The following is a 25,302-nucleotide window of genomic DNA, read 5'->3' as shown; positions in this document are numbered from 1 at the left end:
TCACCATGCATCTGCATTATTAAAGCTGCCACAATCAGTTATTTTTTTGGAATTTGCACTGGTTAACTCGATACTACAGCCTTTTAAATTACTATTACTCTTGCCTACAGCTTTCAAGCTATAAGCATCAGATGCATTATAGGTATATGAATAATCAAAAATATTTTCGCTTGGAGTCCATTTAATCGATGCTGCTGTTGTGCCATTTGTACAAGTTTTATTAGTACCGCTAAGATCACATTTAGTTGGATATTCTAATTGTCGTTGATAAATCCCTTCAATAGATGTCCCCAACGCCACCAAATCCGATTGTGCCGCCTTAATATGCGCTTTTTTGACATAGCTGTTATAAGAAGGCAGCGCAATCGTCGCTAGAATGGCAATAATCGCCACCACAATCATTAACTCAATTAAGGTAAAGCCCATGATTCGGGAGGATTTAAATGTACGGGTCATTTACAATCTCCCGTATTTAAAATTCAAGTAATTTATTTTTATAAGAAAATTTATAATTTTATATTATGGGATACAATTATTTATACAGAAAACAAGCCGTTTTATAAATATGATTAGGAACAGCGATGAATATAATTTATTAATTTGTCATCTAGATAATCGGCATACCACTGCATCATATGAATACGAGCATTAAAATGAGAACCTTTGTCATAAGTTCCCTTAACTCCGCTTTTTAAATGTGCCAGACAAGCTTCGACAACCTGTTCACGGTCATCAAATTCATTATTCAAAATGGTACTGGCAATATGCCGAAAGCCATGAGGTGTTTGTTGTCCCGCATATCCTAATTTCTTTAATGCATTAACAAAAACTTTGTCAGAGCGTGGTTTGTTGCGATTAACACAGCCTGGGAGCAGATAAGGAGAATCTCCGCTGTATTTTCGCAATCTCTTTAATAATTTAATTGCCTGAAATGGTAAAGGTATACCATGCTCAATTCTTTTTTTCATAAATTCGGCAGGTCTAATCCATACTTTGTCTTCAAGATTGAAATGTTTCCATTGTGCTAGTCTCAGCTCACTGGGTCTTGGGAACAGCATTATTAATAATTGCAAAGCAATCGAAATTTCTGGTTGAGGATAATTTTTAATATGCTGTAATAATATTGGTAATTCATGGATTGGAATATGTGCCAGATTCTTAGATCGAGCTTTTGCAATATGTTTATGAATACCTTCCAGCGGATTGTAGTCAATACGATCTGTAACTTTTGCTAAATCATATATATCATGGCATAACCGATAAATTCGATTTGATTGTTCGATAATTTTTTTTTCGGTTTGAATCATTTTAAATAGATTGAACCATTCCACGGGTTTAATTCCTCGATAATCACGTTTACCCATCACAGGCAATATATGATTTTGTAGTGCACCACAATGACGAATCATCGTGCTATGAGTCCATTTATTTGCTTTTCCACTTAGCCATTCATGAGTTAAATGTTCAAATGTTTCACAATTATTTTGAGGTGTTAGAGGGATAAATTGTTCCTCATACAACATAGATACTTCGACTGTAGTCTTTGTCATCGAATCTCTTAGTTTTATGGCTTTTTGTCGTGCAATTTGCCCAGAAATTTCTGGATAGGGACCTATACCCAGCCATGACCATTTACCATTTGTTTTTTTATAACGCAATTGCCAAGATTTTTTACCGTTGGGTTTTACCCGAAAGTAAAGGCCATTTCCATCATGTTCCCGATATTCATATAGTTCAGGCTTTAAACTTGAAAGTGCCGTATCAGAGATAGGTCTTTTCTTGATTTCTGAACGTCTCATACGATGTATATCTCCTATTTTTGCAAATTACTCAGGATACAACATAGGATACAAAGTATCGGTATACGTTTATATTTTCGACCAAAAATGAAAATTTACCTTTTATCCCGGTTTTTATCGTATTGGTCATTTTCTTGTTGTGATTTGTATAGAGTAAGTTTTATGCTTATAGTGGAAGAAATTTATTTTTAAATAACAGCTCTATGTTCGATATAAGGAAAACAGCTTAATGTTTTTATATCATTGCACCGCAGTCTCTCCCGAAAACTCCAGCTTTTTTATTGGTGATATGATAGCAATTATAGTGGCGAATAATGTTACGGGAGATTGTAAATGACCCGTACATTTAAGGCCTCTTGGGCTTGGGGTTTTACCTTAATTGAATTAATGATTGTGGTGGCGATTATTGCTATTTTGGCGATGATTGCATTGCCTTCTTATAGTAGCTACATTAAAAAAGCGCATATTAAGGCGGCACAATCGGATTTGGTGGCGTTAGGTTTGGTATTGGAAAATCATTATCAGCGGAATTTATCCTATCCAACTTCATCCTATGCAGATACCGCAGCAATCAAAGCAGTATTTAGTCAATGGCAACCCAGTGAAAACACATTTACTTATTCTACTTCAACCACTAATAGTTATACGTTAGCAGCAACAGGTAGCGGTAATCTTCTCAATTGTGTGTTAACGCTAAATCAAGCGAATAGTCGTACAGCGACGACCGCTTGCAATATAGGCACGACATGGTAATGTCTGTGAACATGCAACGAGGTTTTAGCTTGATTGAGCTAATGATCACTATTGCAATAATGGGAATACTTGTTGTAGCAGGAACTGCTTTAACTGCCCAATGGTCAAAGCAAGCAGAATTAGATAAAGCCATTTGGTCATTGCAAAGTGCAATTAGTCTGGCAAGAGCCACTGCGATTCGTAATCAATATGCAAAAGATGCAGAGAGTGTGACGGGACAAGTCTGTTTTAATAATACAGATAAAGTGTTAACGATACGCGAAGCAACGGACACAGGTGTTGCAAGTTGTACCAGCACAATAATTTATAGCTACCCACTAAGTCAAAATATTGAGATCAAAAAGGCAGACAATATCACATCTTTTACATGCTTTGCCTTTGACTCTCGTGCGAAATCTATCGCTGGAACTGAAAGCTGCCCAACCAGTCTTACGCTAAACATTAGTAATGGTACATTAAATGAGAGTAAAACCTTTGATTAGACAATATCAAAAAGGCGTTGGTTTACTTGAAGCCTTAGTTGCGGTGTTGTTATCTAGTATTGTGATTTTAGGTGCTGCTTATAGTACAGGTCGGATTTTGGCAAATCAAAAGCAAACTAATATGCAATATATTGTGATCAATGAGTTACGGACAAAATTACAAACTGCAACAACAGCTGAAAAAAAAGACTGGTGTGATGGGACAGGAATACCAACAATTACTTTACCTGGCGAATCTACCACCCAGAACATTACAGTGACTTGTGCTTCCGTGAATGTCACAGTCAATAGTACCGCCAGTAATAATAAAACAATTGCCATGACACAGCCTATTAAATTTGAAATAGAAAGTGCTTTGCTAGGTGGGAAATTAACGGTAGGAGAAACATTGTAATGAATAAGCAAAAAGGCGTGACATTAATTAGCCTATTAATTGGTTTACTCATTGCTATGTTATGTATGGTTGCCGTGCTTTCTATTTATCGTACTGTAGTATATGTGGGTGCAGATTCTCGTATTGCAGCAACACATGATACCCAGCTACAAAATGGTTTAACCACTGCGCAAATGTTATTGCAAAATGCAGGGTTTGGACTGGATCCAACAGTTCGGAATGTGGCAACAACAAGTATTTCACTAAATAGTACTACAATTAATGCTTTAGTTTGGAAAGAGCTGGATGCAATTGGTGGTACGGCACACTGTTATGGTCTAGCAGATATTGCAGTGTCAGCAGAGCGGCAATTAGTTTTATTAAAAGGAACAGGCTGCCAAAGTAGTGGAACTGTGACATATAACGTAACTGCATGGAGTGTTGAAAGAACCTTAGCACACTTACATGACTATTCTGCGGATAAAACCAATCTTGCACAAATTGGTTTTTCTGGTGCAACGGCTTCCACGACCACAGATAAAGCATGTACACCGTATGGTGAAGGTGAAATAAATACAGTCAAGCATCCTAATGTGACGATTTCTGCAAAAACCAGTACCAACCAAACCGTAAATATCACAGTGTGTTTAGTAAACATTGTCGTAGCATAAAAAGGTGACAATATGAATAAATCTAAAATACAAAATTTACCGTCACAACAAGGCTTTGCTACGATACTGGTGGTATTGCTTGTCGGGTTAGCTTTGGGTGCTTCTGTTTTGGGAACAGCTTATTATTTGCGTAGCTCGCAAAGTAGTTTGGTTTCCGGACATGCTTTAACGAATGTTCAGTCTGGTGCATGGAATGGTGTTGAGATTGTTAGGAGATATTTGGCAGAACTAACTACTGCGGAACAATTAACAGCCTTAACTGGTCAAACATTAACAGTAAGCAAACCGTCAGGGACTAATAGTGGTTCTTTAAGTGCAGTGATTAATAATGTAGAGCAGAATGGCACCACTTATTTGATTACAGCGATAATTACCAATATAAGTAATGCTTCCAAAGCATCTTCAAAAGTACAAGTAACTTATGAGGTTAATCTGGGGAGTGGGGGCACTTCAACAATAGTTGATACTACTACAATTAACGTAATTGATATTTATGGTGATTTAAATGTAGGTGGTGGTATTGAAGTTAAAGGCGGAGAAAATGCTGTGATTAATGTTCATGGTAATTTTACTTCGAGCGGTAATACTTTTACTGGTGTTAGTGAGTTGAATGTAACGGGGAATGTGAAATTAAATGGTGGTGGGGAAAGAATTACATCTATTACATCTAATGGCAATGTATATTTAGGAGCTGGCAGTGAAGTTGACTATGTTTATGCTAAAGGTACAGTAACAGTCGATAGTGGTAAACAAGAAGGTGAAATTTATGCAAACAAGGATATTATTATTACTAATGGTAGCGTGAAAGTTGCTAATACATTTACAAATATAGAGTTAAGTGGGGGTGGTACGTTAACAACTGCGGTTGCAGGTGGCTATATTAAAGTTAGCAATGGTTCTGTAGGCACAGCAAATGCTCAAGGAGATATTACTTTTTCTGGAAGCTCGGCAACTTCACTTATTTCTGGAGCAAATATTACAATTGGAAATGGCACGATTGGAACAGCTAAAGCTAAAGGTACAATTACTGCGACAGGCGGCAATATTACAAACGCTCTAGCTAAAGGTAATATTTTGATAAGTAATTATCCAACTTTTACTAATATTACGACAGAACAGACATTCTATTGTAATACGCAATGGTGGAATACTTTTATTTCAATTAAAGCAACTAAAATCAGTGGAGTAAGTAATTGCCCTAGCTCTAATTCAGGGATTAATACAGATTCCATACCATCCGTAACCTTTGCAAGCGATGAACCTACAACTCCAACTGGTTCAACAAAAACCGTGGCAACAAACGATGGAATTAAAGTCAATGCATATGATTATTTATCCAATGCAAATTATATTTTTTATACAGATACAAATGGTAGAATTAAAGTCAAGGTTCAAAATGTCTGGAATCAAAGTAAATCAATAGATTATTCCGGTGATTACTATCTTGGTAAAATCAGACTTGGGGGTAATCAATATTGGGCGGGTAATTCTTATACAGGATATTTATGTAAAAGTTTAGATATCAACGAACTTGAATATTGCGAGAATACCCCAAATATTGGTCAACTTAAAAATTATATTTATCAGCTTAAGCTATTTCCCAATGAACCTAATACTACAAATGGGCAGTATGTTTCCTATGATACTGGTAGTAAAACATGGAGCTTGGCTGATACTGGGAATTATAATTCTACTAGTAACCCTATAGCACCTGATGTTCCATCTTTAGCACCTGGTGTAATGTTTTTTTATGGTAATTTAAATGTAGGTCAAGGAGCTTATACAAATACTATAATTGCGACTGGAGATATTATTGCATCAATTCCGGCAGTTTATGCACCTAATTATGCCGGTGCGGGAAAAGTGTGCAATATATCTGGATATCAAATGCCTGTTAATTTATGTAGCTCATCTTCAACATTAACAAAAATTACAGTTGCGAATATTGCTTTAATGGCAGGGTCTTGTACAGATTCCACAAGTTTGACAACTTGTAAATCTACTTATATGGGTGGAAATATTACACTTAATTCAAATGCCTATATTTATGGTAATGTTATTGCAGGTTCTCGTTTTAATACAAGCGGTGCAAGTTATGTTGCAGGTGGAATTACAGCAGCAAATCTAGGAGCATCTTCACAAAGTTCATCTTCATTTAATAGTAAGGTAACTATAGATTTAACCAATGTAGATAAAAGTACCATTGGTAATTCAGGCAGTACTGACACAGAAAATGGAGGTGGAACAAATAGTACATCCACCACCGCCTCCATTAAATGGGCTCGTTATCTCTAATTTCAAAGACCATTAAACTTAACGCAATATACTTAAAATCTAGGTATATTGCGTTTTTCTTTAATCACTTAAGTTTGTAAAATAACCTGTAAGCTAAAACTCAAAACGCCTCTTTGTCTCCATCAACTTGCGCTTTTAACTCAAGCCACTCCCTGACATCTTCATTTTGGATACGATCATAAATATCTTCGACAGCGACCTTAAGTCCAACAGATTCAAATATCGCCTCATCACCTAAAAAATAATAATTCGGCTTCCAGCCTTCACTACGTCGCAAGACCTGTACTTCGGCTTTATCCTGTTCAATTAAAATATATTCCTGTAACGATGCAATGGTTAAGTACGTTTCCAGCTTAAGCGTTTTATCATATTTTTGTGTACTGTCAGAAAGCACTTCAACGATCAAGATAGGTGTTTGGGTAAAATTGTCTTTTCCATTAAAATCAGAACAATCCACCAAGACATCAGGATAAAAATATTTTGTTTCGATTTTAACTTTCATGTTACTTACGTAAGGACGGCAAGGTTGACCTTTTAAATGATTACCTAAAACAAATAATATATTCCCAGTTAATAAACAATGATTCACATTGAAATCAGTCATTGCAAAGACTTTGCCATCTATATATTCGTGTTTAATCTCACTCACCAGTTCGCCAGCAAGATAGTCCTGTTCTGATATTTTTAAAGATGATGTAAGATTCGCCATAATGGTTATCCGAATCATTGAATTATTATATCATTATTCATAAATAATTGGGCGTATGCAATACGCCCGTACAATTCCATACAATTGATTTTGTAGGGGTTTATTGTATAAACCCTGATAATGAATTAAACTTCTATCGCTTTTATTCTTAACTCTTTCGGCAAACTAAAGGTAATATTTTCTTCCCGTCCAGCCAGTTCTTCGGGAATTTTTGCGCCCCATTCCTGAAGTCGATTTAACACCTGTTTAATTAAAATTTCAGGGGCCGATGCACCAGCTGTTACTCCAATTTTTTGACTTTGGGCAAACCACTGCTGCTGCATTTCATCAGCATTGTCAATGAGATAGGCTTTTTTACCCATACGCTCTGCCAATTCACGCAGTCGATTGGAGTTTGATGAGTTTGGCGAACCAACCACAAGCACCACATCACAGCGTGAAGCAAGATCACGTACTGCATCCTGACGGTTTTGAGTGGCATAGCAAATATCATCTTTACGCGGTCCCTGAATATTGGGGAATTTGCTGCGTAATGCCTCGATCACTTTTGCAGTATCATCAATCGACAAGGTGGTTTGTGTCACAAAAGCCAATTGATCTGGATGCGTCACTTGCAATTGCGCCACATCATTTTCATCTTCAACCAGATAGATATTGCCGCCATATTTGCGATCATATTGCCCCATAGTCCCTTCGACTTCAGGATGTCCATGGTGTCCGATCAGAATCGCTTCGGTGCCCTCACGGGAGTATTTGGTGACTTCCAGATGTACTTTTGTGACCAAAGGACAAGTCGCATCAAATACTTTTAATTGCCGTTCTTCCGCTTCTTTCTGCACAGTTTTGGAAACACCATGTGCACTAAAAATCACGATGGCATCATCAGGCACCTGATCCAGTTCATCGACAAAAATAGCGCCACGTTGTTTTAGATCATTGACCACAAATTTATTATGTACAACTTCATGGCGCACATAAATTGGCGCGCCAAAACATTCTAATGCCCGATTGACAATTGCGATGGCTCGATCCACGCCTGCACAGAAACCACGGGGATTGGCTAAAAGAATTTCCATTGTCATGCACCTAAATTTATGACCTAAAACGACAAGACCAGTAGTCTACGAGGAATTTGGGTTTTGTTTAGTGTCAGATTCTACTACAATCTTGACTATCCATTGATGATGATACAGGAAAATAATTATGTCTGGTTTACTTTTTGTGGTTTCGGCGGCCTCGGGCACGGGAAAGACATCATTAGTAAAGGCATTACTTGACCGCACCACCAATCTGCATGTTTCCGTATCGCACACCACACGCCCACAGCGCCCTGGCGAACTGCACGGTGTGCATTATCATTTTGTGGAAAAAGATGAATTTTTATCGCAAGTCGGAGAAGATGGTTTTATTGAATATGCCGAAGTATTTGGCAATTATTATGGCACCTCTCAGGCAGAAGTCGCAAATCAATTAAAAAATGGCCATGATGTGCTGCTAGAAATCGACTGGCAAGGTGCCGAGCAGGTGCGTAAATTATTTCCTCATTCCATTCAAATTTTTATTCTTCCGCCAAGCCAGTACGATCTACGTCAACGTTTGTCCAATCGTGGCTCAGACAGTGTAGAAGTGATCGAACGGCGCTTAAGTTGTGCGGTGGCAGACATGCAACAATATGTCAATTTTGACTATGTGATTATTAATGATTCTTTTGATCGTGCATTGCATGAACTGGAAGCCATTATTACCGCCAATCGCCTAACTTTAACGCAGCAAGCTCTGCAACACCAAGAGCTGATTTACAAACTGCTTACACCAACACAAGATATTTAGGCTTTTTGCTGCTGTGTACAGTTTGATGCTTGAGTGAGATGCGCAAGATGGATATAATCGAGGATTATTTTTAATCATTTAATAAGGCTAAAAATGGCACGCGTAACCGTTGAAGATTGCTTGGAAAACGTTGATAATCGTTTTGAGTTGGTACTGGTGGCAAGTAAACGTGCTCGTCAATTGGCTCGTCAAAACATTGATCCGACTGTAGACTGGGATAATGACAAGCCCACTGTTGTCGCTTTACGTGAAATCGCAGCAGGTTCAATCACCAAAGAAATCCTGAAACAACGTGATCAGGACTTACATCATTCCAATCTAGATTTGGCACTCTCTGCCAATGCACTTAATCTCGAAAATTTTAGTTTTCAATAACTCATCCAGCGGGGTGATGCGTTCACCCCCGCCATCTAAAAAAATAATCTAAAATGAAGAGAATACATTGACATTTTCTTCAAATTGTTTTTCATTATACGTTTAGCTACTTTATCTATAACGACCCAGGATGAGTTCATTTATGCTAGGTGATGCAGTCCGTCATGCCAAGCTTCAGCTCCAGGCTATCATAGAGCCCTACCTGTCTTCCGATGAAATTCGTGAAGTCATGGATGCGAGCGACTTTGCAGATGCAGCACATGCAGGTGTGACCCGTAAAAGTGGTGAACCCTATATTTTGCATCCGATTGCTGTTGCCTGTTTACTGGCCCATATGCGTATGGATGCCGATACATTAATGGCGGCTTTATTACATGATGTGATTGAAGATACGCCCATTACCAAAGAAGAAATTACCGAACGCTATAATCCGACTGTTGCCCATCTTGTTGATGGTGTGACCAAACTAACCAGCTCTAGCGACAAACAATTTAATAAAGCTGCATCCTTCCGCAAGTTTTTACAGGCAACCTTGCAAGATCCCCGTGTCATTATTATCAAGCTCTCAGATCGCTATCATAATATGACCACGCTTGAAGCATTACGTCCCGACAAACGCAAACGCATTGCGCAGGAAACCTTTGATATTTACGTGCCGATGGCTCGTCTGGTCGGTATGAACGAGATGGCTGACTGGCTGGAAAATCTCTGCTATCAGAATCTTGATCTGGATATGTATGCAACGATTCAGCAGGCATTGACCGAAACCAAACCCAAACGCTGTGAATATCAAACCATCTGGGAACAACGCCTGAATCAGATTTTACAAGAACACCAGATTGAAGGTCGCGTTAAAAAGAAAAATAATAACACCGAATTACTCCGCCACTTTGTGAAAAATGAACTTGATCTAAACCAGCTTACCCATAGCCATGCCTTTGAAATTATATTAACCACTGTGCAAGATTGTGATGAACTGGTAAAACTATTGGCGCAAAATTTTAGCATCATCAGCTATACCGACCATATTCGTAAACCCATGCCGGGTGGTAATCAGGCCTTATTATTACGTTTAAAAGGCGAAAAAACCTATTTATCAGTCACCATTCAAACCGAACTGATGCGTAAAGCTGCCCGTTTTGGTGTCGTGCTCGGTGAAGCCGCACCGCAGGCTTGCCGCTCTGCCATTCAGGCGTCTTTGCATAATCTGAATGATCTGATTGATGAAGAGTGTGCCAAAACCACCTTTAGCGATTTACTGGATTATTTGCATCAGGAAAAAATTATCGCCTACACCCCGCAAGGGCATGTACATGAACTGCCTCGTGGTGCAACAGCGGTCGACTTTGCCTATGCAGCAAGTTTATTTCTGGGCAATCATGCGGTCGGCTGCAAAATTGATGGCGAACAAAAGCCTTTATCTACAGCTGTTAGCAATGGGCAAGTGGTGGAAGTGATTACCGATGTATTGGCCACACCAAATCCGGACTGGCTGAGCTTTGTGAATACACAAAAAGCCCGTCGTGCTATCCAGAACATCTTGCGTGAGCAAGATTATGATGAGCAAATCCTGATTGGACAACAAGCCCTGAATCGAGCCTTAAAACCCTATCACAAATCGATTCTGGAGCTTAGTGATAATGATTGGCAATGTTTATTGTTATGGCATCATCTGCCCGATAAAGAAGCCATCTTTGAACAAATTGCAGTGGGCGATTTATTGCCGCAACTGGTGGCCAACAAACTGCTCAACCTGACCGATCAGATTACCCTAGAATCCGATTCGTTAATTCAGGGCACAGAAGGTGTAGAAGTTAAATACGGACACTGTTGTAACCCGGTATTTGGTGACCCGATCCTTGGACATTTAACCCGCCGTGGTTTGATTGTACATCGCACACAATGCCAGAATTTATTGCACGAACAACGCCAGCATCCGGAAAGCATCATGCCGTTATTATGGCAAAGTACCAATCACGAAGGCATTCGTTTTCATGCTTATTTGCAGATTGATGGTAATCTGGATGATGAAGAAGCGTCACAAGCCATTTATCAGGCGCGTAAAGACAATGCCGGGGTAGAATCGGTCATTCATGAAAACGAAAAAACCTATTTTAATATTGTGGTGACAGATCGTAATCATATTGCACAGATCATTCGGGATTTACGCATGATGCTTAATTTCCCACGCATTACTCGGTTACATATGCCACTTGCAACACACCAAAGTGCAAGGGTAAGCTAAATTATTTATTCTATCCAAGGGAGAACGACCTTCAATGTCTAAACAAGTGATCCATACAGAACATGCTCCTGCTGCTATCGGCACTTACTCTCAAGCCATCCTGGTTGAAAACACCCTGTATTTATCCGGACAGATTGGCCTAGATCCATACAGCATGGAACTTGTTGATGGCATCGAAGCACAAATCCGCCGTGTTTTCGACAATCTCAAAGCTGTGTGTCACGCCGCAGATGCAACATTTGCCGACATTGCCAAACTTAATATCTATCTTACCGATCTCTCGCATTTTCAATTGGTTAATCAGATCATGGGTGAATATTTTGCCCAGCCTTACCCTGCCCGTGCTGCACTGGGTGTTGCCAGTCTGCCAAAAGGCGCACTGGTCGAAATGGACGGTATTGTTTGTATCGAAAAATAATATCTTAACATTCAGAATATCCTCCGCATCTGGAGGATATTTTTTATCAAATGATTACTTTTATCATTCTCAAGCTCAATAAATATCCTAACCATTATCTTTTTTTTCAATAACTATTTTTGAAAATTCCAATGAAACTCATTGACAAACGATAACAATTATCAATAATATAAGTCATCGTATTCACCACATCAGGACTGTCCAGATGTATGTTTGTTTATGCCGTGGAATTACCGACCAAGACATTAAAGACGCAATGCAAAACGGAGCACAAAGCTACCGTGAAGTGCGCGATATGTTAGATTTAGGCACCTGCTGCGGACGTTGTGCGCCAGAAGCGAAATCCATTATCTCAGAAGAGCTATCACTCATTGCTGCCAGGATTTCCGTCGCTGCCTAATTCCTATAACAAGAAATTATTAAAAGCAAGTACTTCTCCTCCCCGCCACGACTCAAGGCGGGTTTCTTTTTCTGTAGTGAGCATTTGATTATTGATTCATAAATGAATTGCCAACAGACGCTATATTCATTGCTATTCTCATTTGCTGTTCTAAAAATAACTCGCCAAAAAAACCTTAAGCTTTTACAATGTTGAAATTATGTAAATTCTTATATTTTTCTGGAGAAGTGCGATGCAAGGTAATAAACAAGTGATTCAACTTTTGAATCAAGTGCTTTATCACGAACTCACAGCCATTAACCAGTATTTTTTACATTCCCGTATGTTTAATGACTGGGGTATCGAAAACCTAGGTGAAGCAGAATACAAAGAATCTATCCGCCAGATGAAACATGCCGACAAAGTCATCGCACGGATTTTATTTCTAGAAGGTCTACCCAACTTACAGAATCTGGGTAAACTGTATATCGGCCAACATACCCAAGAAGTATTGCAATGTGACCAACGTAAAGTGTATGAGAATATGGAGTCTTTAAATAAGGCGATTGTTCTGGCTGAGCAGGAAATGGATTATGTCACCCGTGATCTGCTAAAAGGTATTCTGGACAAAGAACAGGAATATACCGACTGGGTAGAAACTCAGCTTGATCTGATTGGCAAAGTCGGCATTGAGAACTATATCCAAAGCCAGCTTGAAGACGATTAAGGCGCTTCCTTATTTCTAATGTTTAAAATTCCTTCAATTTATTTGAGGGATTTTTTTATACCTTAGCAAACATAAAAATTATAATTGAAGCCCATCATAGACATCAGCAACTGCGAGTTTTAAGCCTACAGACTGTAAGATAAAGTCCTCGCCCGCTTCATAATAATGCGGTTGCCAGTTGTCCAGACGGCTTAGCACTTCAACCAGCTGTGTGTCCTGTTCGATCATGACATATTCCTGCAAGGTCGGAATCTTTTTATATTGCTCGAGTTTAAAGGTTTTATCATAGCTTTTTGTCGATGCAGAAAGCACTTCAATAATCAAGATTGGTGTTTCTACAAAGTAAGCATCATTGGCAATCTGGCTACAATCCACTACGACATCTGGATAATAAAAATTATCTTCAATCTTTACTTTCATATCATTGATATATGGACGGCATGGCTTACCTTTCAAATAATGACGAAGCTCACCTGCAATATTTAAGCTAATTAAATTATGCGCAGAACTTGCACCAACCATGGCAAAGACTTCACCATTGACTAATTCGTGCTTAATGTCGCTATTTAACTCACCCTGCAAATATTCTTGTTGATTGAGTCTATATTTGTTGGCAAAGACCATATTTTCAGCCTCTCGTCATTTTGATTTTTTACACTATAGCATAGCTTTTCTATATTTTTATGTCTGCGAATTGATGCAAATTTCACAGTCTTAAATCGACAATTTTCACGACATTACCTTGTTGATCAGTCATATTCCCTGCAATGCGATTTAAAGATAAAATATAGTATTCTATTTTTTCCTGCAAACCTAAAAATTCCAGCATATAGGGATTACGAAATACATCTTTAGCTGATAATCCTGTGCCCTTTGCATGTTTTTCCAGTACTTTTTCTTTATCCAGACTTAATCCGGTACGTTCAAATAACAGACTATTGATTGCCCGTTGTAGTTCTCGTACAGACCAATGATTTTTAATCGTCTGACTTTCATAAAAGCTGCGTTGCAATGGATTTTCTATTTTGAGTAACTCAATAAAATGGCTAAAGCTAAGTTGATTCACCAAGGTCAAGGGTGCAATTTGATAGAGGATATCCTGTGTTTCCGACTTTACACTAATATTTCTAAAGACTAAATGTTGTGGCAATAAAAACTGGCTGGATTGGTCAGACAGTGTCTGACCAATTTGAGGATAATTTAGATAAAACTGTCTAAATATTTTAAGATTGGTTTTCCCTAATCCTTTTAAACCTTGCTGTTTTAACGCTACAGCAATCTGTTCTAAAGTGTTATCCCCATATATCGCACGATCTGCACCTTGTTGTTCATATTCCACCAAATAGTAACCAATACACCAGTTACGCAAAGTCAGCATTACATTGACCTGTTTTTGTGCTTGTTGCCGAAAAAATTGACTGGTATCGACAATACGATCAATCAGTGTAATGAGTTGTAGGTCTGTCATGATGCAGAGATTCGATGCAAATAATCATGAATATAACAAATTATGATCGTTTCCTATAGACCGTTTATCCTGATCACCACGGTCTTAAATCACCAGCCTTAAGTACATTACCGTACTCATCAAACAATATCGTCATATCAACAGTAATCACTTTTAACGGCAAAAATGCGGTTACTTGTGGATATTTTACCAAAGTATCCACAATTTCTTTCTGGATTATATTTTTCAATTTATATCGTTTCCAGACATGATCAAAGATCAAACATGAATTGCCATAGTTGATAATAGTTGATAAGATTTTATTAACTATTATCAAATGTAGGTGATAACATGATTAGTGCCGATTTAGGCAAATCACTTGAAAGCTATGTGCAAGAACTCGTTGATGGTGGAAGGTATGGCTCAAAAAGTGAAGTGCTGCGTGAAGGCGTACGCATGATTCAAGAAAGAGAAACACAACAGGAAGCTTTGAAGGCGTTAATCAAACAAGGTCTGGCAGATATTGAAGCAGGACAAACAACGCCAGCAGAAGATGTTTTTGCTCGCTTGAAAGCAAAATATCAGGCAATCGCAGATAAATCATGAAAGTGATTTTTACGAAACAAGCCGAATTTGATTTAGAACAAATCTTAGATTTTATTGCCCAAGACAATCCAATTCGTGCTTTGTCTTTTACCCAAGAACTAGAGCAAAAATGCCTATCTATTGCTGATATACCCAAGGCATTTCAAATTTTTGATGAACTGGCGGATTTGGGAATACGTAGACGTGTCTATCAAAACTATTCAATATTTTTCCGTATCGAGTCTAATTGTATTTTCATTGTTCGTATTCTAAATACTGCAATCGATTATACAGTTTTGTATAAATAAATGAGCAAGAAAATTATTCCTATAATAGATCTTCATAGCATTCGTTTTAACATCCTATATATAAAAACAGTCCTCATTCCATGTTGTAGGATTATTCGCAATATATTGTGAAATTTTTTGATATGATTGCTCATTACGAATAATATGTTCATGATAATTTCGTTGCCATACTTGCCCATGAAAATTCTGTTGTTTTATTTGCTTTGTTACCGCTGATTTATAACCACGTATGATCGAACCTAAATTATTTGATGGCGACCGTAGGGGCGTATTGCATACGCCCAATTCAGATATGCTTGATCCATTATACTCCTCTGATAAATCAGTTTCTGTAAGTATAATAATTGCATGCATATGATTTGGCATAATCACAAAATCATCTAATAGAACATTTTTTCTCAATTCTACCGTTTTTAACCATTCATCATGTGCAATTATTCCAAAATCATTTAAATACATAGAATCATCTATAATATTTCCAAATAGACATGCTCGATCAGCACAACAAATCGTAATAAAATAATAGCCGGCTTGCGAATAATCATAACCTTTTAATCGAATACTTCGCCGATGATGTATATCTGGATTGTATTTCATAATCAGTTTATTGAATTGTTTTGTTCAATATATTGTCATATTTTATGGGATATATGCAAGAATATGGCATATTTTATGGGACGTATCGTTATAGGGCGTATGCAATACGCCCCTACCATACAATAAAATGATTCAAATCAATTCTAAAATATTCCGTAAGGGTCTATTGTATAGACCCAAAATAAACACATGTAAAAATCTTGCATATCGTTATTGGCCATACATTATTGGGCGTATTCCTTGCGAAATATATTTCTCACCCTACCGTATCATCAAATTATCTAAAGCCAATTCTAAAAAATATTCGTAGGGGTCTATTGTATAGACCCAAAACATACATATGTAAAATCGGACGTATGTTATTGGGCGTACATTTTTGGGCGTATTCAATACGCCCCTACCGCCATACGATCAAATGATTCAAATCAATTCTAAAAAACATTCGTAGGGGTCTATTGTATAGACCCAAACATACACATGTAAAAATCTGGTGTATACAATACGCACCAACGGTTTAATTACACGTTGCCGGCAAATATTGCTGTGCAATATTCTCGACATGACAAGTATATTGCCCTGTTGCACTTCGGGATAAATACACCTGTGCATTTTCGCCAAATAATGCGGTATTTTTTAAAGTACAAACCAATGCTTTGTCTGCAATAAATGTTGTAGGATCTGGTGCATTGACGTTTAAAATACAGTATTTTGAAGCACTAATATCAATATTAGACAAGTTGCCTAGACCTGAATAATTTTCGTTAACTGCCATTTCGTATTCTGTTTTTAAAGCTGATATTTCCGATAATGCAACGCTAAGGATAGTTTTCTTCGTGTAAAGTGTATAGTTGACTGTTGCAATAGCAGCCAAAATTCCCAAAATTGCAATGGCAATCATGATTTCAATTAAGGTAAAACCCTGCTGTCTTTTCATATTTAATACTCTTTTATTCTGATTTATCAGTACAATTTTTATACCACACATTTTATATTTATTTTTCAAAAACTTAAAACTGATATAAATTTAAAAGATTTAAAAATAGGTAATAATTAACATTTTTTGTCATCTAACGACTTTGTTGGAGAATTTTAAGCTTAGATAGAAAAATTAACTTTAATTACATACTTTATTATTAAAAGTATGCTGACCACTTTTAGTTAATAATACATAAGCCTGTCTAAGCTGCTCAGCATCTCGTACCATCTGTTGCTGTTTTTGCGAAAACAACCAGTATTTGGCAATAGTTAAAGCAGATGGATAACGATAAGCTATCTGTTTAAAAGTTATTAGTGGATAATATTGAACTAAATTGCAGTATGGAATGGTTTGAAAATCTAAGGATGTACTATACCCATCCAAAAAATAAAATTTTTGGTCATTAAAATCAACTTTTTCATGAAATAAATTTTGCCGTGCGTACAAATCACTTTTTTCATTAAGGTGATTTACTTCAATTAAAAAACAACCAAATATAATACATAATAAAATTAAAAATATCACATATAATTTCTTATTAATCTGAATTAACATATCACACCTCTTTAATATTTTGTTGATACGATACATAACCTAAAAACATACCGGCTGGAATTAGAAAATATGTATATGCATACGGATATTCCAAGCAAGAATGCACAAAAAATGCCATAAACCCTAAAAACAATAATAAATCCTGTTTATATTGCAGATTCATATAGCAACGATATAAAATATAAATAATCAATAAACTGAGTAGTGTACCAAGCACCAAACCATTCCATAGTAGGAGGTCTAAAAACAAATTATGCGAATAAGTAAATAATTCTTTTTTTGTAGATGTTGGTGTCATGGTAGATAACTGTGCAACATCGACTTGTCCCCAGCCGTATCCAGTCCAAGGTTGCTCCATAACTGCATGAAGCAATTGTGGCCAAATTTTAAAACGTGTTGATCCACCTTGTAAACGATCTATCGCAGTAGACGCTTGGGAATAAGTTAAAACATTCAGTAAAAAAGGAATACATAGTGTTAAACCAATAAAAACAACATTTAATTTTATAACGTTTATAATATCTTGTTTTTGATGGTAATAATAAAGATATAACGCACTTAAAACGATGCATGATGCCCATGCTGAACGTGATTGGGTCATCACAATCCCAATCAACAATATGAACGTAATACCATACATGATGATTTTTTTAATTTTTTGTGCTTGGTACAAATAAAACAATGAGAATAAGCTCATGATAAGCAAGGTAGATAATTGATTGGGTTGTGCAAGATTTGCTGTTGCACGATTACCATAAGAGGAGGAAAATAATAAATAACTATTGAACCACATAAAACGCTGATTAAATGCCATCAATACAGATATACATCCAACAAACACAAGCATCGCTAAAAATATATTTAATATATTTGTCTGATGATTGGCTTTAAAATTTACTCCCACTAAAATACTGCATAAGAAAATACACAGATAAACAGTTGATAACAATGCATCCTGCAAAAAAAAGATAATTCCAAAAGCATATTGAATCATTGGAATTAAAAGCAAAGCAAGATTAAATAACAGCAATTGGGTACTGACAATTTTGTATTGAAAGCATAATGCTGTTAAAAAGAATAAAAGCCCTGCAACAGCAAAGATTTCTTTATAAAAAGTAGTAGAGAAAAAAAGCGTTATTGTTGAAAAATACGCCACACCCATTAAAAAAATACCAAAAAGATTTAAATACTTATAACAATAAAAGCTCATATATTATCCCAAAAAAAGAGCCCCATCTGAGGCTCTTTTTATTTTTAAATTTTATTATGAGGTTGTCCGACATTCAGAAGGAACATATTTTTGAGCATCGCCTGATGTAGTTGTACATTGCCAAGCTACATTCCCACCTGTATATTTAGGTGTTAATGTTAAAACAATACCTTTAGCAGCCGCAGTCGTAGTAACGGAAATTACACCACTGCCTGAACATGCTGATGATGCTACATTTGTAGTTGCACTTGCAGAAATTACGCCATTACACGCTGAACTTGCAATTGTAGTACCACCAGCACTCATAATATTTTCAGAAACAGTTGCTTTCATTGCTGATGCAGTTGTGAGAGCCTCTGTAACACGAGCACGAACGGTATAGTCCGTATATGCAGGAATCGCAATTGCCGCCAAAATACCAATGATCGCAATTACAATCATCAATTCAATTAAGGTAAAACCCTTTTGTGCGTTCATAAATTTCTCCTGGAAATTTGTGTAAAATTTGTTTGCTAAATTTCGCTTAATTACTTTATAGCATAAGCTATGCCAACTTTATGATTCATATTTTTTATATTATAAAACAATAAATTAAGCAATATAAAACTTTTATTGTTCGATTTTTTGTTTTTCCATGCGTTTACAATCGTTACAAAATGACAATATTTGTCAGTTACTAGCAGAAATATTAAATATAACAATTCGGTCAACAATTCAGTGCTTTAAACCATTTATATTGAAACGCATTCTATTTTTCTTTGTTTTTATTTTAGATCGAAATGTTGAATCAAACGTACCTGATCATTCGCTGAAAGTTATCCAATATATGTTAACGTAGATGAATAGATTACACAGCAATAACGTTGTGTCTGCTCAAGTTAGGCAGTCATGAAAATTGCTATCGTGACTTAAAACAATATAAAAATTAAATCCTGACGAATTGTTTTTGGAATAACAGAATCAAGCTGAAGAAAGTCTAGGATTTTTTGTTCCAGAGATTTGGAGGGATGTGATAAAAATGGTGTGATACCAATCATGCTATCTTCCGATTACACTTTGATATTTACTATAAATATTTGCCGCAATATTTACAACAATTTTATCAATTAAAATATTAGCATAGTAAAAATTTATGGATTTTTTTGCCGTAATATTTGCCGTAATACTGTATCATCTTTCCCCATCTTATTGAGTTAAAAATAGCCCATGTCCAATTGTTTTGGTTAAGGTATGAATAAGCTGTTTTTCCTTTGCTGTAAGCTGTGCCTCATCAATATATTTCCAGCGTTTCTCATAATATTGAAATGCCATTTCCGCAGGGATTTGACGTATTGTGCTATCCCATAAAATTTGATCTAATGCCGGATATTCTGTTCGGTTAATCATATCCATTAACGTCCCCTTATCTAATCATCATAATAGCTATATAATATCATAAAGATCTGATTATTTAATGTACATATAAACACCTATCGAAAAACCGAAAAAGACGATTAAAAACAAGCTATTTAGATCAAATGTGGGCTTATTTATACTGAATTTTCTATCATTGCTGCTTTACCAGATATATCTCAAATTAGGCAATCATAAAAATTGATATCGGGATTTAAAGCATCATAAAAACTAAATCAATCGTGGTCGATTCGACAATTCATTGCCTTCGGGATCATGGGTATTATTGCCATAATACCGGCTAAACAATTGTCCTAATTGCTCAATCGCCACACACAGCCCATCACCAAATTGCTGTGCCTTAAATAATGGCAGCATACTCTGGCAAATCTCTTGCCAGCACTTTTCATGCACAGCACCATCTATGCCTCGGTCTGCAACAATTTCCACCGCATGTTCGCATAGATTTAAATAAATCAAAATTCCGCTATTACATTCGGTATCCCACACACGGTATTTGGCAAATAGATATTCCGCACGTTGCTGCGTGGTATGTTGCAAGGCGAAATGACCAGGCAAACTGCCCTCGACAATCACCTGAATTTCACCGCGATGGCCATTTTCAGCCGCTTCAATAGCCTGTGCAATCTTGTCACAGTCCTGTGTAGTTAAAGCATGTTTGGCAGATTTAAAATACAAGATATGTTTAAACCAACGCTTTAAGCTGGGTTTATTCACCACATCAAGATGTTTGGTGCTAATCACCGTTTGCGTTTCGATTTGATTTACCATGAACCTGATGCTCCTCCACCGCCAAAACCGCCGCCTCCGCCACTATAACCGCCACCTCCGCCAAAGCCACCACCTCCGCCTCGACCACCACCAGAACTGGCAAAGGCTTGAAAGAGCAATTGTGCCAATGAACTAATCACCAAAAAGAATAAACCACCACCGAGCAACAGGCTCATACCCAGTCCGAGCCCACTCAACATACCCAGCGCCGTACCGGCAACGCCTGCACCCAATGCAGAAATTTTGCGTCCAATCAGTGCGGATAAAACCACTGCAATCACCAGAATAACGATGGAAATACCCAATGCACTTTGCATGCCTTGTTGTTTTTGGTGTGCAGCAGCTTGCTGCTCTTTTAAACTTTCCGCAGCCTGACGGGCCACATCAGGGTCCTGACTCAAAATACGATTGATTTCTTCCAGTCCGGACTGTAAACCTTGTGCATACTGTCCTTGTTTAAAATACGGTGTGATTTGATTCTGAATAATACGATGGGTCATGATATCGGGCAGCACACCTTCCAATCCATAACCGGTTAAAATCTGAATACGACGATCATTGACCGCAACCACAATCAATAGACCATTATCATGCTTGGCTGTTCCGAGTTGCCATTTCTCGGCAATACGCATGGAATAACTAAAAATATCTTCCTGCCCGGTACTCGGTACAATCACCATACCGATCTGTGCCTTACCTGAATCATAGATCTGGCGAATATATTGGCTTAGACTCTGATTTTGTTCTGCTGTAAGAATATTTGCCTGATCAATAATCGGTTGATTAAGCTGTGGAATATCACGCTGAATAATATTTTCATCTGTACCATCAGCGGATACTGACGATTGTGCCGTGCTATTTTGACTCTCTGAATTTTGTGCACTTTGCTGTTGCGTATTCTGTTTTTGATTGTTGATAATTTTGTTGAGTACCACTGCTTCGGTACCGTCATCAGATGCGGTGGCCGTTGCTGTTTCGGCAAAGGCAGATGCGCCAAAGCCAGATATGCAAAGCAGACTGAAACACAGGACAAAGCCTAAAAGTCCCCTCACAATCTGTTGCATAAATGCATTTATATGCTTATCCGCAGTTATATCCAGCTTAGTCAACATGCCTCAACCTTATTTTATGATCAACAATGAATGAGATGATGATCAGTTAAAACTTACTGTAGGCGCTTTTTCTGCACCGGTTTCAGCACTAAAGTTTGGTTTGGTTTTCATGCCAATGACTTTCGCCGTCATTACTTGAGGGAATTGACGTGCATAGCTGTTGTAATCCTGCACAGTGGTAATATAGCGATTACGAGCCACGGCAATACGGTTTTCCGTACCTTCAAGCTGGACCTGTAATTCTTGGAACTGTTGATTGGCTTTTAAATCCGGATAATTTTCCGATACGGCAATCAACCGTGATAATGCACCGGTTAACTGGCTTTGTGCTTCCTGATATTTTTTAAACAGTTCCGGATCTTCCAGTACTTCCTTATCGACTTTTAAACCGGCAACATTGGAACGAGCCTGTGTGACTTCGGTAAGTACACTTTCTTCATGTGCCGCAGAACCTTTAACCACATTGACCAAATTAGGCACCAGATCGGCACGGCGTTGATACTGGTTTTCTACTTCTGACCATGAAGCTGTGACTGCTTCATCTTTGACTTGCAAGGTGTTATAACCACAACCGGTAAGATTAAGTGCCAACACAACGGTTGCTGTTAATAATGTTTTTTTCAATAATTTCATTCTATTCACCCAAATATAGCATTTAGCCTATTGTATTGATTTACATTCTACGCAATTATTATCATGATTTTATGTATTTTTGTATAAAAAATTGCGTTGCTCTTGTGTATTAAAGCGACGCATTTTTTTGAATATCAATTTGTCTTTTTAAGCAAAACCTGCCATTTGATAGTCATTTGCCAGTTTATTTTTCCAATATTCCACTTCCCGACTGTAGTCAATTTCGGCAGGGTTAAAATCATCTTTATAGTAAGCCAGATATTCCGGCAATAATTGTATAAACATTTTCGCCAACAAATACAGGCCAAACACATTACCGCCAATTTTAGTTAAACTATCTTTTCTATCCTGCATAAATAAACGGAAAGTCGCATAAAATGTCAAACTGGCAAAGCCTGTGGTGACAGTACGCATCACGCTTTTACGTAATTTATGATTGCTATAAACCGCCTGATAGGTATTGTAAGCTACTGCCCGATGTTCTATTTCCTCAATGGCATGCCACACCCATAACTTGATTGCATCATCATCAAGCGTTTGTAGAACTTCCGGATGTTTTAAAATATAACCACCCAGCAAAGCAGTAAAATGTTCGTACGCACAGGTCACTGCAAGCTGAACACTATACGGCAATTCACGCACTTTCTGATCTTGTCTGGCAAGCCATGCTTGAAAACGATCCAGTTGGTAATCATCTTGGCGCCATGAGGCATTAAATTCAGCATGAGCTTTGGAATGCATGGCTTCTTGGCCAATAAAAGCAGCAATGTCTGACTGCAATTTTTCGTCATCAACACGATTTCGCACATTACGCACGCTATGTACAAAAAATTGTTCACCAATTGGAAAGGTAGAAGATAGTGCGGTCAACATATGTGACATCACTGGGGAGTTGGCAAAATAATGTCGCTTAATCGCCTGCGGATTAAACTGTGGTCGACGTACCGTGATACCGAATGCTTTCGGGCGATTTAAATAAGTTTTTTCTGTTGCCGCTACTGCAAAAGCCATGGTTTATATCTCATCATGAAAGCTCATTCATGATTATTGACGATTGCGCACCCACAAACCATGGCGGAAATATGCACATATTGGCAAAAACGCTCAACTGAAAAAAATAATGCTTTATTTCAAAACCAATAAAAAAGCCCATAATTCTAAAACTATGGGCTTTACACGATCAATTAAATTTCAGTTTACACATCAAGATAATCCAGAATCCCTTCGGCAGCTTTACGCCCTTCCCAAATCGCTGTAACCACCAGATCCGAACCACGAACCATATCGCCACCAGCAAAGATTTTTGGATTAGACGTCTGGAACATAAATTCCTGTTCTTCTGGTGCCACAACACGACCTGAACCGTCCAGACCAATGTTTACATTAGTAAACCAGTCTGCTGGACTCGGACGGAAACCGAATGCCAATAATACCGCATCTGCGGGTAAAACTTCTTCCGATCCGGGAATTGGCTCAGGACTGCGACGGCCGCGGCTATCCGCTTCACCTAGTTGTGTAGTCACGACTTTTACACCAGTGACTTTACCATTTTCACCGACAACTTCAATCGGTTGACGGTTAAACAGGAATTCCACACCCTCTTCACGGGCATTTTTAACTTCACGGCGTGAACCCGGCATGTTGGCTTCATCACGACGATAAGCACACGTGACAGTTTCGGCATTCTGACGAATGGAGGTACGGTTACAGTCCATGGCGGTATCACCACCACCCAGCACGATCACTTTCTTGCCTTCCATGCTGATGTATTCACTTGGATCCTTTTCCCAGTTTTGACAACGATTGACGTTGGCAATCAGGAAATCCAGTGCATCATAGACACCATCGAGTTCTTCCCCAGGAAAACCACCTTTCATATAGGTGTAAGTGCCCATGCCCATAAAGACTGCATCATATTCTGCAAGTAATTGATCAATCGTAACATCTTTGCCAATTTCGGTATTTAACCGGAATTCCATGCCCATTTCGGTAAAGATTTCACGGCGACGTTTCATCACGTCTTTTTCCATCTTAAATTCTGGAATACCAAAGGTCAGCAAACCACCAATTTCTGGGCGTTTATCAAAAATCACCGGCTTTACACCGCCACGTACCAAAATATCTGCACAACCTAAGCCTGCGGGACCTGCACCAATGATGGCAACTTTTTTGTCTGTCCATTTAACGGAAGACATGTCTGGACGCCAGCCCAGTGCAAACGCAGTATCATTGATGTATTTTTCGGCATTACCGATGGTCACTGCACCAAATCCGTCATTTAAAGTACATGCACCTTCACACAAACGGTCTTGTGGACAAACACGACCACAGACTTCAGGTAAAGTATTGGTTTGATGACAAAGTTCAGCAGCACGAAAGATCTGGCCTTCAGCAATCAATTTGAGCCAGTTTGGAATATAGTTATGTACAGGACATTTCCATTCACAATACGGGTTACCACAGCCTAAACAGCGATGGGTCTGATTGGTGGCCACATCCGCAGTAAATGGCTTATAAATTTCCACAAAATCTGCTTTGCGGACAGTAATATCTTTTTTCTCTGGCTCTTGACGTGGAACATCCAGAAACTGAAAGTCATTATTAAGGCGTTGTGCCATGTGTCTCTCCGTGGGTAAGTG

The 25,302-nt window shown here is 37.9% G+C and carries 31 protein-coding genes; 13 read left to right on the top strand and 18 right to left on the bottom strand.

Annotation, left to right across the window (positions count from 1 at the left end; translation table 11 throughout):
• Positions 1 to 426: a type IV pilin protein gene (locus CRO21_RS08005; RefSeq protein WP_097078890.1), complete on the bottom strand. Its 426-nt coding sequence runs from the start codon at positions 424 to 426 to the stop codon at positions 1 to 3.
• 143 nt (positions 427 to 569) lie between these two features.
• Entirely contained in the window at positions 570 to 1,799 is a 1,230-nt protein-coding gene (locus tag CRO21_RS08000; RefSeq protein ID WP_097078800.1) for a tyrosine-type recombinase/integrase, read from the bottom strand.
• Positions 1,800 to 2,132: 333 nt separating this feature from the next.
• On the opposite strand from CRO21_RS08000, the gene CRO21_RS07995 reads away from it, so the two are divergent.
• Genes CRO21_RS07995 through CRO21_RS07975 form a run of 5 tightly spaced genes read left to right on the top strand, consistent with a single transcriptional unit; the run spans position 2,133 to position 6,373 of the window.
• Complete coding sequence (locus CRO21_RS07995) at positions 2,133 to 2,552, top strand: type IV pilin protein (protein WP_097078799.1); 420 nt, start codon at positions 2,133 to 2,135, stop codon at positions 2,550 to 2,552.
• Between the two features lie 11 nt (positions 2,553 to 2,563).
• Positions 2,564 to 3,034: a pilus assembly FimT family protein gene (locus CRO21_RS07990; RefSeq protein ID WP_228150399.1), complete on the top strand. Its 471-nt coding sequence runs from the start codon at positions 2,564 to 2,566 to the stop codon at positions 3,032 to 3,034.
• Positions 3,012 to 3,428 carry a prepilin-type N-terminal cleavage/methylation domain-containing protein gene (locus CRO21_RS07985; RefSeq protein WP_097078797.1) on the top strand — a complete coding sequence of 139 codons (417 nt, stop codon included), beginning with the start codon at positions 3,012 to 3,014 and terminating at the stop codon, positions 3,426 to 3,428. Before CRO21_RS07990 ends, CRO21_RS07985 begins: the two co-directional genes overlap by 23 nt.
• Positions 3,428 to 4,078: a prepilin-type N-terminal cleavage/methylation domain-containing protein gene (locus CRO21_RS07980; protein WP_097078796.1), complete on the top strand. Its 651-nt coding sequence runs from the start codon at positions 3,428 to 3,430 to the stop codon at positions 4,076 to 4,078. Before CRO21_RS07985 ends, CRO21_RS07980 begins: the two co-directional genes overlap by 1 nt.
• A gap of 12 nt (positions 4,079 to 4,090) precedes the next feature.
• Positions 4,091 to 6,373: a hypothetical protein gene (locus tag CRO21_RS07975; protein WP_097078795.1), complete on the top strand. Its 2,283-nt coding sequence runs from the start codon at positions 4,091 to 4,093 to the stop codon at positions 6,371 to 6,373.
• Between the two features lie 100 nt (positions 6,374 to 6,473).
• Here CRO21_RS07975 and CRO21_RS07970 read toward each other — a convergent pair whose 3' ends face one another.
• Together CRO21_RS07970 and ispH are read right to left on the bottom strand one after the other, a co-directional pair.
• Positions 6,474 to 7,082, bottom strand: a complete 609-nt coding sequence (locus CRO21_RS07970) for a Uma2 family endonuclease (protein WP_097078794.1) — start codon at positions 7,080 to 7,082, stop codon at positions 6,474 to 6,476.
• A 125-nt stretch (positions 7,083 to 7,207) separates the two neighbouring features.
• Positions 7,208 to 8,158 (bottom strand): 4-hydroxy-3-methylbut-2-enyl diphosphate reductase, encoded by a 951-nt coding sequence (gene ispH, locus CRO21_RS07965; RefSeq protein WP_097078793.1) that lies wholly within the window; start codon positions 8,156 to 8,158, stop codon positions 7,208 to 7,210.
• Positions 8,159 to 8,285: 127 nt separating this feature from the next.
• Between ispH and gmk the strand changes: the two genes are divergently transcribed.
• From gmk to bfr, 6 genes are all read left to right on the top strand, one after another.
• Positions 8,286 to 8,912: a guanylate kinase gene (gene gmk, locus CRO21_RS07960; RefSeq protein ID WP_097078792.1), complete on the top strand. Its 627-nt coding sequence runs from the start codon at positions 8,286 to 8,288 to the stop codon at positions 8,910 to 8,912.
• Positions 8,913 to 9,005: 93 nt separating this feature from the next.
• Positions 9,006 to 9,287 carry a DNA-directed RNA polymerase subunit omega gene (gene rpoZ / locus CRO21_RS07955; RefSeq protein WP_097078791.1) on the top strand — a complete coding sequence of 94 codons (282 nt, stop codon included), beginning with the start codon at positions 9,006 to 9,008 and terminating at the stop codon, positions 9,285 to 9,287.
• Positions 9,288 to 9,429: 142 nt separating this feature from the next.
• A complete protein-coding gene (locus tag CRO21_RS07950) occupies positions 9,430 to 11,532 on the top strand; it encodes a RelA/SpoT family protein (protein WP_097078790.1) in 2,103 nt (700 codons plus the stop codon).
• Between the two features lie 34 nt (positions 11,533 to 11,566).
• Complete coding sequence (locus tag CRO21_RS07945; RefSeq protein WP_097078789.1) at positions 11,567 to 11,950, top strand: RidA family protein; 384 nt, start codon at positions 11,567 to 11,569, stop codon at positions 11,948 to 11,950.
• Between the two features lie 205 nt (positions 11,951 to 12,155).
• The gene (locus tag CRO21_RS07940) at positions 12,156 to 12,350 is read left to right on the top strand and encodes a bacterioferritin-associated ferredoxin (protein ID WP_097078788.1); all 195 of its coding nucleotides are present in this window, start codon (positions 12,156 to 12,158) and stop codon (positions 12,348 to 12,350) included.
• 232 nt (positions 12,351 to 12,582) lie between these two features.
• Entirely contained in the window at positions 12,583 to 13,056 is a 474-nt protein-coding gene (gene bfr, locus CRO21_RS07935) for a heteropolymeric bacterioferritin subunit Bfr (RefSeq protein WP_097078787.1), read from the top strand.
• A 78-nt stretch (positions 13,057 to 13,134) separates the two neighbouring features.
• Here the strand turns inward: bfr and CRO21_RS07930 are convergent, their stop codons facing one another.
• From CRO21_RS07930 to CRO21_RS17545, 3 genes are all read right to left on the bottom strand, one after another.
• Positions 13,135 to 13,680 carry a Uma2 family endonuclease gene (locus tag CRO21_RS07930; protein ID WP_097078786.1) on the bottom strand — a complete coding sequence of 182 codons (546 nt, stop codon included), beginning with the start codon at positions 13,678 to 13,680 and terminating at the stop codon, positions 13,135 to 13,137.
• An 82-nt stretch (positions 13,681 to 13,762) separates the two neighbouring features.
• The gene (locus tag CRO21_RS07925) at positions 13,763 to 14,524 is read right to left on the bottom strand and encodes a DUF1016 N-terminal domain-containing protein (protein ID WP_097078785.1); all 762 of its coding nucleotides are present in this window, start codon (positions 14,522 to 14,524) and stop codon (positions 13,763 to 13,765) included.
• Positions 14,525 to 14,597: 73 nt separating this feature from the next.
• Positions 14,598 to 14,753, bottom strand: coding sequence for a hypothetical protein (locus CRO21_RS17545; RefSeq protein ID WP_171294005.1), 156 nt, complete (start codon positions 14,751 to 14,753; stop codon positions 14,598 to 14,600).
• Positions 14,754 to 14,854: 101 nt separating this feature from the next.
• On the opposite strand from CRO21_RS17545, the gene CRO21_RS07915 reads away from it, so the two are divergent.
• On the top strand, positions 14,855 to 15,109 hold the full coding sequence (locus CRO21_RS07915) for a type II toxin-antitoxin system ParD family antitoxin (RefSeq protein WP_097078783.1): 255 nt from the start codon (positions 14,855 to 14,857) through the stop codon (positions 15,107 to 15,109).
• Positions 15,106 to 15,396 (top strand): type II toxin-antitoxin system RelE/ParE family toxin, encoded by a 291-nt coding sequence (locus CRO21_RS07910; RefSeq protein WP_097078782.1) that lies wholly within the window; start codon positions 15,106 to 15,108, stop codon positions 15,394 to 15,396. Before CRO21_RS07915 ends, CRO21_RS07910 begins: the two co-directional genes overlap by 4 nt.
• Before the next feature lie 54 nt (positions 15,397 to 15,450).
• On the opposite strand, the gene CRO21_RS07905 is transcribed toward CRO21_RS07910, so the two are convergent.
• The 11 genes from CRO21_RS07905 to CRO21_RS07855 form a co-directional block, all read right to left on the bottom strand.
• On the bottom strand, positions 15,451 to 15,993 hold the full coding sequence (locus tag CRO21_RS07905) for a transposase (protein ID WP_097078781.1): 543 nt from the start codon (positions 15,991 to 15,993) through the stop codon (positions 15,451 to 15,453).
• A gap of 514 nt (positions 15,994 to 16,507) precedes the next feature.
• Entirely contained in the window at positions 16,508 to 16,927 is a 420-nt protein-coding gene (locus tag CRO21_RS07900; protein WP_097078780.1) for a pilin, read from the bottom strand.
• A 180-nt stretch (positions 16,928 to 17,107) separates the two neighbouring features.
• Positions 17,108 to 17,524 carry a hypothetical protein gene (locus CRO21_RS07895; RefSeq protein ID WP_097078779.1) on the bottom strand — a complete coding sequence of 139 codons (417 nt, stop codon included), beginning with the start codon at positions 17,522 to 17,524 and terminating at the stop codon, positions 17,108 to 17,110.
• A 1-nt stretch (position 17,525) separates the two neighbouring features.
• Complete coding sequence (locus tag CRO21_RS07890; protein WP_097078778.1) at positions 17,526 to 18,734, bottom strand: O-antigen ligase family protein; 1,209 nt, start codon at positions 18,732 to 18,734, stop codon at positions 17,526 to 17,528.
• A 54-nt stretch (positions 18,735 to 18,788) separates the two neighbouring features.
• A complete protein-coding gene (locus CRO21_RS07885) occupies positions 18,789 to 19,211 on the bottom strand; it encodes a pilin (RefSeq protein ID WP_097078777.1) in 423 nt (140 codons plus the stop codon).
• Positions 19,212 to 19,919: 708 nt separating this feature from the next.
• Positions 19,920 to 20,126, bottom strand: a complete 207-nt coding sequence (locus CRO21_RS07880) for a hypothetical protein (protein ID WP_213064407.1) — start codon at positions 20,124 to 20,126, stop codon at positions 19,920 to 19,922.
• A 231-nt stretch (positions 20,127 to 20,357) separates the two neighbouring features.
• Complete coding sequence (locus CRO21_RS07875) at positions 20,358 to 20,918, bottom strand: TPM domain-containing protein (RefSeq protein WP_097078776.1); 561 nt, start codon at positions 20,916 to 20,918, stop codon at positions 20,358 to 20,360.
• Positions 20,912 to 21,982, bottom strand: coding sequence for a TPM domain-containing protein (locus CRO21_RS07870; RefSeq protein ID WP_097078888.1), 1,071 nt, complete (start codon positions 21,980 to 21,982; stop codon positions 20,912 to 20,914). Before CRO21_RS07870 ends, CRO21_RS07875 begins: the two co-directional genes overlap by 7 nt.
• Before the next feature lie 90 nt (positions 21,983 to 22,072).
• Positions 22,073 to 22,663, bottom strand: coding sequence for a LemA family protein (locus tag CRO21_RS07865; RefSeq protein ID WP_097078775.1), 591 nt, complete (start codon positions 22,661 to 22,663; stop codon positions 22,073 to 22,075).
• Between the two features lie 147 nt (positions 22,664 to 22,810).
• Positions 22,811 to 23,674, bottom strand: a complete 864-nt coding sequence (locus CRO21_RS07860; protein WP_097078774.1) for a metal-dependent hydrolase — start codon at positions 23,672 to 23,674, stop codon at positions 22,811 to 22,813.
• Positions 23,675 to 23,859: 185 nt separating this feature from the next.
• Complete coding sequence (locus CRO21_RS07855; protein WP_097078773.1) at positions 23,860 to 25,281, bottom strand: FAD-dependent oxidoreductase; 1,422 nt, start codon at positions 25,279 to 25,281, stop codon at positions 23,860 to 23,862.
• Positions 25,282 to 25,302: the final 21 nt, after the last annotated feature.

The sequence above is a fragment of the Acinetobacter puyangensis genome (assembly GCF_900096995.1).
Taxonomy (GTDB): domain Bacteria; phylum Pseudomonadota; class Gammaproteobacteria; order Pseudomonadales; family Moraxellaceae; genus Acinetobacter; species Acinetobacter puyangensis.
The sequence above is the reverse complement of the archived record's forward strand: the minus strand, read 5'-3'. Positions and strand labels throughout refer to the sequence as shown.